The sequence below is a fragment of the Bacillus cereus group sp. BfR-BA-01360 genome (genome assembly GCF_022663595.1).
GTDB lineage: Bacteria > Bacillota > Bacilli > Bacillales > Bacillaceae_G > Bacillus_A > Bacillus_A cytotoxicus.
Map to the genome: position 1 here is coordinate 186,869 of NZ_JAKUFV010000007.1, position 7,125 is coordinate 193,993.

Below are 7,125 nucleotides of genomic sequence, written 5' to 3' on the forward strand. Positions count from 1 at the left end.
AATAGCCTTCAATTGTTTGCTTTCATAAATAGGATTAATACTTCATGTAATTGGGTCACCCTTCCGTTCTTTCCATTTTATTCACACTACTTTTAATATAAGTGAATATTTGAAATACATTCAATATATTTTATTTCAAATAGCAAAACGCTTATACTTCTCAAAATCACTTATTTTGCATTCCAGCGAAAGTTTCGTACCTTCATTTTCATAACTCGTACATATAACATGTGCATACTCATTGAAATAAGAAACAATTTGCCCTTGATCATACGGGATTAACATTTCACACTTTGTATATTCTTTATAAATATGCGAACGAATCATTTCAACTAATTCTTCCATACCAATTTGTTTTTTCGCAGATAAATAAACGCGATCTTTCTTCGTTTTTGGAATTTCCACATCCATCATATCTGATTTATTATATGCATAAATTGTCGGAATGTTTTCAACTCCAATTTGTTTTAATGTTTGATTCGTAATTTCAATTAATTGCTCATAATTTGGATTCGAATAATCGACAACATGAATGAGTAAGTCTGCTTCTGCAACTTCTTCTAACGTTGAACGAAATGCCTTTACAAGATGGTGTGGTAACTTACTTACAAATCCAACTGTATCTGTTAATAAAAATGATTTATTATCCGGAAGCTCAATATTTCGAACAGACGTTTCTAATGTCGCAAATAACATATCCTTTTCAAATACTTGCTTCTCTATAGTTCCATTAAAGATTTCAAGCATTGCATTCATCGTCGTAGATTTTCCCGCGTTTGTATATCCTACTAATGCTACAACAGGAATTTCATTTTTCTTTCGTTGTTTTCGCTGCGTTTTGCGCTGTACAACAAGTGCTTCTAATTCTTTATTCAACACCGAAATTTGCTCTTCAATTTTTCGGCGATCTAATTCCAACTTTTTCTCACCGACACCTTTATTTTTCGTACCAACACCGCCACTTTGTCTTCCTAGCGATTCACGAAGGCCGACTAAACGGGGCATCATATATTGAAGATGAGCTACTTCTACTTGTAGCTGTGCTTCTTTCGTTTTTGCACGCTGGGCAAAAATATCTAAAATTAAAATCGTACGATCGATCACTTTACAGTCTAAGTCTTTTTCTAAATTTCGAATTTGCGAAGGAGATAGCTCATCATTGAAAATAACAATATTCGCATCAACTTCCTTCACATAGGCTGCTACTTCTCCAATCTTTCCTGTTCCAATATAATGAGAAGGATTTACACGTTGTAAATTTTGTGTAACTTGCCCGACAACTTCCACATCACATGCTTCTGCAAGATTTGCTAATTCCTCCATTGAATATTGAAAATCGCTTTCATGCCCTAAATTTACACCAACTAATATTGCTCTTTGTACAAATTCTTCCATACATGTTCCTCCATTTCGATTACGCAAACTAAAAAACACAGGCCACTGCCTGTGTTTTCATAAACGGACAAGGATACACGACAAATAGAAGAATATCGTACTTCTTCTAAATTCCATGTGCAAAAATCCCCAAACGATATACGTATCCAATATGCATACATATATCAACCATTCTATTTATAAAGGTAAAACAAAAAGAGGGGGTATTCGTCCCTCCCTCTTTTTCACATATGCGTTTTATAAAGGGTTCCTTTAAAAAATAGGCAGACTAATCCCGTTCACTCCGTACACAGACAGAGGCTTTGAGCACTATTCAATTATCGGCACAAAGTATTGAGACGTAATCTGATAAAAATCAAAGGAGACCCCTCCGTTCATTTAAAGTTACGTAAATTCTAGCATAATTCTATCGTTTCTACAAGAATAATCTCTATATAGGCGTAAAAAACATTTTCATGTTTCATGCACACCTTTTATCATGACAAAATTCTTCCGTACTATTTTCATACTTACATCTTGCACAATTTCAAATTCCTCTTGCTGCTCCGCTTTTATTTCATAGTAATAAGAAGGTAGTTCTATACCATGTTCTAAAAAATAATCCTCAATTAATGAAATCATGACTTTCAATGTTTTCACACGTGCATATAATTTATTATTACTAGCGATAATATGCCACTTCGCATTCGGTTGATTTGTTTTTTCAAACATCTCTTCCATTGCTTCCACATACTCATCCCACTTTTCACGATTACGCCAATCTTCATCTGTAATTTTCCATCGTTTAAGAGGATTATTCTCTCTCTCCTTAAATCGCTTCAACTGTTCATCTTTACTCATATGATAAAAAAACTTTCCAATAATGTAATGATCATCCGTTAATACTTTCTCAAAGTCATTGATTTCATCATATGCTCTTGCCCACTCTTCCTGTGTAGCAAACCCTTCCACACGCTCAACTAAAACACGACCGTACCAAGAACGATCAAAAATTGCAATTTGTCCATACCGAGGAATTTCCCGCCAAAATCGTTGCAAATAATGATATCGTTTTTCATGAGGAGCAGGTGCAGCAATAGGTTTCACTTGAAATCCACGCGGATCAAGATGTTCGGTCACTCGCTTAATTGCTCCGCCCTTACCAGCCGCATCCCAGCCTTCCATAACCATAATAACAGCTACTTTTTCTTCTTTTAAAATCTGCTGTAATACCAATAAATGTCTTTGATATTTTTTAAGTTTCTTATTATACTTCGATTTTGAATCATTTTTTTCGTTAAATCTACATTAGCAAGCCACTCTTTTTTCATCCAATGTTTCCCCCTCTTTTATACGACAGTATTATTTTACCATTATTTTCATTCTTTTTATTCTTATACAAAAAATAACATTCATTGTATTTTTATATAAAATACAATGAATGTTATAATTTTAATTATCACCAGTTGTCTCCAGCACTGCTTCCAATTCTTTTCTACTCATAACATTGCTCACACAAAATTGCTTTTTGCCGTTTTGATTAATAATTGATCCAATACTCCAACTAGCATTCGTGAGTGACTTGAGCCTTGAAAGTTTCAAAGATTTCTTTTTCTCACCCTAACTCATGTTCTCCACTTCAATCTAATCCCTTTAATGCCCTCACAGAGACTAGACAAGTTTCTTCATTTACCATTTTTACCTCTCTCTTTTTTTTATCAACTAACTGAATATTATTCTTATTTATTACATAAGACTTATGACATCTATAAAAACAATCACTTATTTTTTCAACTTCTTTCATTGAGCCGTAAAACTCTAACTGAGAATTTTCTAAATGTAGAATTATTTTGTGTGGAACAGCAGAAGATTCAAAAAACATAATATCCGAGTAATAAATAGATCGAACTTTATCACCAATTTTCACCTTAAAAATTTCTTTTTTAGGATTTTTATCACTCAAATATCTTTTATGAGCTATTTTTACGCAATCCTGGACTTTTCTCTGTATCTCTTCTGGTCTATCTTTAATAATATAATCCATAGCTTCGATTTTATAAGTGAATGTTAAAAAAGATAGCTCACCGTGCGTTGTTACAAAGACAATCTTGCCCAGATCATCTAAATCTCTAATTTCAGCAGCTAATTCCAGTCCTGAAATTTCAGCTTGTAAATCAACATCTAAAAAGTACAAACCAGTTGTTTTAGGATGACTCTTTAAGTACTCAAGTATCTCAAATGGATTTTGAGTCGAAAGTACTAATTCCATATCTAAATCTTCTATTATAATATAATTTTTGATATACGTTTCAATTCTTTCTCGTTGTGCTATATCATCTTCACATATAAACACTGATAACATATTTTTATCCCTCCAAAGTAATAACTAACTTTTGTACAAAATTCCTATTCTTAATAATTGTCTCTGAAACTACATTTGGACACTGTTGAATCAACTCTGATAAATTACTTAACCCAAGTCCTCTATTTTCTCCTTTGGTGGAAAAACCTTGTTCTTTAAGCTTGTGAACTCTCGGAACATCTTCTCTACAAGTATTTTGTATAATCACCATTAATGAACTTTTGTCCTTTATCATACCAACCCATAAATTTCCGTAGCCTAAATATTTAAGTTCATCAATTGCATTATCCATTAATATACCTATTGCTCTAACTAGAATTACTGAATCTACCGGTATATGGTCAATATCCTCATTTGCTTCGAATGTTGCATCAATATTTAATTCTTGAGCCTTAATTAGTTTTGCTGAAAGAACACTTTTTATTTCTTTCACTTTAATCCTTCTTAAATTTTCCAATTTGAAATTATTACTATTTATATGTTCTGAAGCCGTTCTTATCTTTTCTATATAATAAGTTTTAAGTCCATCGTAATCATCTTCATCAATGAAACTGTCTAAAGAAGATAAAATATTTTGATAATCATGCCTAAATTTTCGCATCTCTGTATATTGCTTTTCTATTTCATTCGTATAATGTTGCATATTTTCATATTCCATTACTTTTTGTTGCGCATCATATGTTTTCTTCAACGATTCAGAGTATACGTAAAAAATAGTCAGCGATATCAATAAATACAAAATAAAGAATACAAAGTTTAATTTAATTAGTTCTATACTATTACCTAAATGATTACCTAAATATATACAAGTATAATAAGCAAATACAGTCAGTACTCCCATTATTCCAACAAAAATCCCGACCTTTGAATCATTCGGATTTTTCTGTTTAAAGTATTTTTTAATATATAGCACTAATTTACATATTAGTATCGCAATCACATATGTCATAGCTATATGTATAAGAATTGTATACTGACTAATATCAAAATTAATAATGGTGTAAAAACTTTCTATTGTCGTAGCTAAATGATCACTTAAAATAAAAATTATTATTGCATATGAAGCAACTATAGCAGTTTCAACTATATTTCTTTTAAAATAGTATTGAATTAAAAATACGGAAATGACCATTAAAATTGACGCATATATATTTAAAACTAGATAAGATATTCCAACTAACAAACCACAAGTAATAGTAAGAAATAATTCTTTCATAGACATACAATATATTTCTGTAATTATCTTCGAATTCATAATCACACAAGTATATTGTAAAAACACAACTAGCATTGTTACCATAGCTATTCCCCTTAAATTGTAGAATAACCATATTATAACATTTAAATTTCTTTAACTCTATAAAAATTCTTTTGGTAATTCTGGTTCATATCCAATCCCTATACAACACTGATTAATATTTAAACCTCCAAATTTTAAACATATTCTAAATAACATTCTTTTCATTCTAAATATTCCTCCCGCCATTTCACTACATTTTTTTAATCTATTAACTCTTTTGGTAATTCTGGTTCATATCCAATCCCTATACAACACTGATTAATATTTAAACCTCCAAATTTTAAACATAATTTAATTAGATAGTCCCTTAACATACTATCCCTCCATTTTATATAATTATATGTAATCTCCAGTCAATAATTTATATGTTGTTGGCAATAACATGACACATGCCGTAAAGCTTCCTATCGCAATTAAATTAGCAATGAATAAAGATGATGATAATACTACAATAACTAGTATGAACAAATTCATCTTCAATGCTTTCATTTTCAAATTTCTGATTTTATCCATGTTTGTAATCGGATTCTTTTTTGTACCTGTAGGACCATATTTATACAGAATTAAAAAATTTAAAATTACTAAGGTGATTAATGTTAATTTTGTTACTTGCCCCCCCTCTACTATTAAGTATGGAATTCCAACTAATTGAAAACAACTTAATAGTGTGCATTGAAAGCTAGTCTTAGCATGAGCACCATATGCATATGTTCTAATTATCATAAAAGAAATATGAAAAATAATAACAGGAACTAAAATTTTTAAACATGATGCTATGAGATAGATCAGTGAGATTTTAGAAACATTAAGAAAGAAAACTTCGATCGCTAACTTGCATTTTAGATATTCAACTCTACTAATATCTTCATTTTTTATTAACATATGCAGAACTCTATGTGATACTTTTTCAGTTATTGAGATCGTTTTATGTAATTCATTTTCCATTTGTAATCACCTCTTGATCCCTATAATACATTAAGGATAGAATTTTCTGTGAATAAAATCGTAAAATTGTTTTTTTTCATCAGAATCGTTTTAACACTTTCTATCCTGATTCATAATCGTTGTTTTTTTTATCAAAATCGTTTTATTTTCATTTTATATACACACAAATAAAAAACTAAGAATAAAAATAGCATATTATGCCCTTTTATTCTTAGTTTTTGCTTCTCTTATCTAGTTCTCTCATAACCAAATTCTCCCTCTATTACTAAACTAGTTTTTAGAGAATCACCTATAATCTGATCTTCTAGCGATTGAATTCTATTAACTTTAATATTATTCTGTTTAAATTTCAGCTGTAAACTTCGCGATATTTTCTTAATTAATGCTAGATAATCATTGTTCATATTATCTATGAACATAATATATTGTTTATCTTCATTTAAATCATTAAACATTAAATTCTTAAAGACCTTTACTTCCTTTTTATTATAAACTTTTACAAAAAGGTTATTATTATGGATAAACACCAAATTTAAATTGACATCATTCATTGCTAAAGTTTTATTTTCATATTCATGTTCATTCAGTTCATTAAATGCTTCCAAAACAGAGCTTGTCTGTCTATTTGCTTTTTGTATCATATCTAATATTTCAAATCTAATTATTGTAAGAGGTTCACCTAACAATAATGTTTTTTCTATCAACTACAGAGACCTCCTTTGCCCTAAAAACAATACAACTCGTAAGTTTATTTAGTGAATGACACAAATTCCAACAATTTGATAATAAATTTATAAACAAAAACATTTAACAATACCTAACTTAAATTACATATTTCATAATAAAGAGGACAGCTTGAAGCTAAGGACTTTTTATAACACTGCCCTCTCTTGAGACCCATCAAAATTTCTGTACTGTATCTATGCTTTACATTTATCTTCTTATGATGAACAACATGAACTTGAACCACACGTTGAACATCCATTACTTACCATTGATCCACTTGTTGCTGCTGTCTCTGGTAACGCTGTCGCTTCACTAATTTCTACAAAATCTAAATCCTCTATATCTGAAAATAATTCTTCTACTAATTTGTCTTTTTCATTTCCCATTGATTTCTCTCTCCTTCTTTTTTATTCCTTAT

Annotated in this window: 8 protein-coding genes and 1 pseudogene; all 9 read right to left on the bottom strand. The window is 30.1% G+C overall.

Annotation, left to right across the window (positions count from 1 at the left end; all coding sequences use genetic code 11):
* Positions 1-135 precede the first annotated feature (135 nt).
* Positions 136-1,395, bottom strand: a complete 1,260-nt coding sequence (gene hflX / locus MR056_RS09495; protein ID WP_012093927.1) for a GTPase HflX — start codon at positions 1,393-1,395, stop codon at positions 136-138.
* Positions 1,396-1,848: 453 nt separating this feature from the next.
* A pseudogene (locus MR056_RS09500) lies at positions 1,849-2,705 on the bottom strand (polyphosphate kinase 2 family protein).
* Between the two features lie 308 nt (positions 2,706-3,013).
* The gene (locus MR056_RS09505; protein ID WP_087098423.1) at positions 3,014-3,736 is read right to left on the bottom strand and encodes a LytR/AlgR family response regulator transcription factor; all 723 of its coding nucleotides are present in this window, start codon (positions 3,734-3,736) and stop codon (positions 3,014-3,016) included.
* Between the two features lie 4 nt (positions 3,737-3,740).
* Positions 3,741-5,036 (bottom strand): sensor histidine kinase, encoded by a 1,296-nt coding sequence (locus tag MR056_RS09510; RefSeq protein ID WP_087098421.1) that lies wholly within the window; start codon positions 5,034-5,036, stop codon positions 3,741-3,743.
* 57 nt (positions 5,037-5,093) lie between these two features.
* A complete protein-coding gene (locus MR056_RS22630) occupies positions 5,094-5,222 on the bottom strand; it encodes a cyclic lactone autoinducer peptide (protein WP_087098419.1) in 129 nt (42 codons plus the stop codon).
* A gap of 14 nt (positions 5,223-5,236) precedes the next feature.
* Positions 5,237-5,350: a cyclic lactone autoinducer peptide gene (locus tag MR056_RS22635; protein ID WP_087098417.1), complete on the bottom strand. Its 114-nt coding sequence runs from the start codon at positions 5,348-5,350 to the stop codon at positions 5,237-5,239.
* A gap of 22 nt (positions 5,351-5,372) precedes the next feature.
* Positions 5,373-5,981: an accessory gene regulator AgrB gene (locus MR056_RS09515; protein ID WP_087098416.1), complete on the bottom strand. Its 609-nt coding sequence runs from the start codon at positions 5,979-5,981 to the stop codon at positions 5,373-5,375.
* A 227-nt stretch (positions 5,982-6,208) separates the two neighbouring features.
* A complete protein-coding gene (locus tag MR056_RS09520; protein ID WP_087098414.1) occupies positions 6,209-6,685 on the bottom strand; it encodes a hypothetical protein in 477 nt (158 codons plus the stop codon).
* A 237-nt stretch (positions 6,686-6,922) separates the two neighbouring features.
* On the bottom strand, positions 6,923-7,093 hold the full coding sequence (locus MR056_RS09525; protein ID WP_210351328.1) for a thiazolylpeptide-type bacteriocin: 171 nt from the start codon (positions 7,091-7,093) through the stop codon (positions 6,923-6,925).
* Positions 7,094-7,125 lie beyond the last annotated feature (32 nt).

Excerpts from the sequence above, each read along its gene's own strand:
- hflX (WP_012093927.1), bottom strand. The coding sequence starts at position 1,395 with ATGGAAGAATTTGTACAAAGAGCAATATTAGTTGGTGTAAATTTAGGG.
- MR056_RS09505 (WP_087098423.1), bottom strand. The coding sequence starts at position 3,736 with ATGTTATCAGTGTTTATATGTGAAGATGATATAGCACAACGAGAAAGA.
- MR056_RS09510 (WP_087098421.1), bottom strand. The coding sequence starts at position 5,036 with ATGGTAACAATGCTAGTTGTGTTTTTACAATATACTTGTGTGATTATG.
- MR056_RS22630 (WP_087098419.1), bottom strand. The coding sequence starts at position 5,222 with ATGGCGGGAGGAATATTTAGAATGAAAAGAATGTTATTTAGAATATGT.
- MR056_RS22635 (WP_087098417.1), bottom strand. The coding sequence starts at position 5,350 with ATGTTAAGGGACTATCTAATTAAATTATGTTTAAAATTTGGAGGTTTA.
- MR056_RS09515 (WP_087098416.1), bottom strand. The coding sequence starts at position 5,981 with ATGGAAAATGAATTACATAAAACGATCTCAATAACTGAAAAAGTATCA.
- MR056_RS09525 (WP_210351328.1), bottom strand. The coding sequence starts at position 7,093 with ATGGGAAATGAAAAAGACAAATTAGTAGAAGAATTATTTTCAGATATA.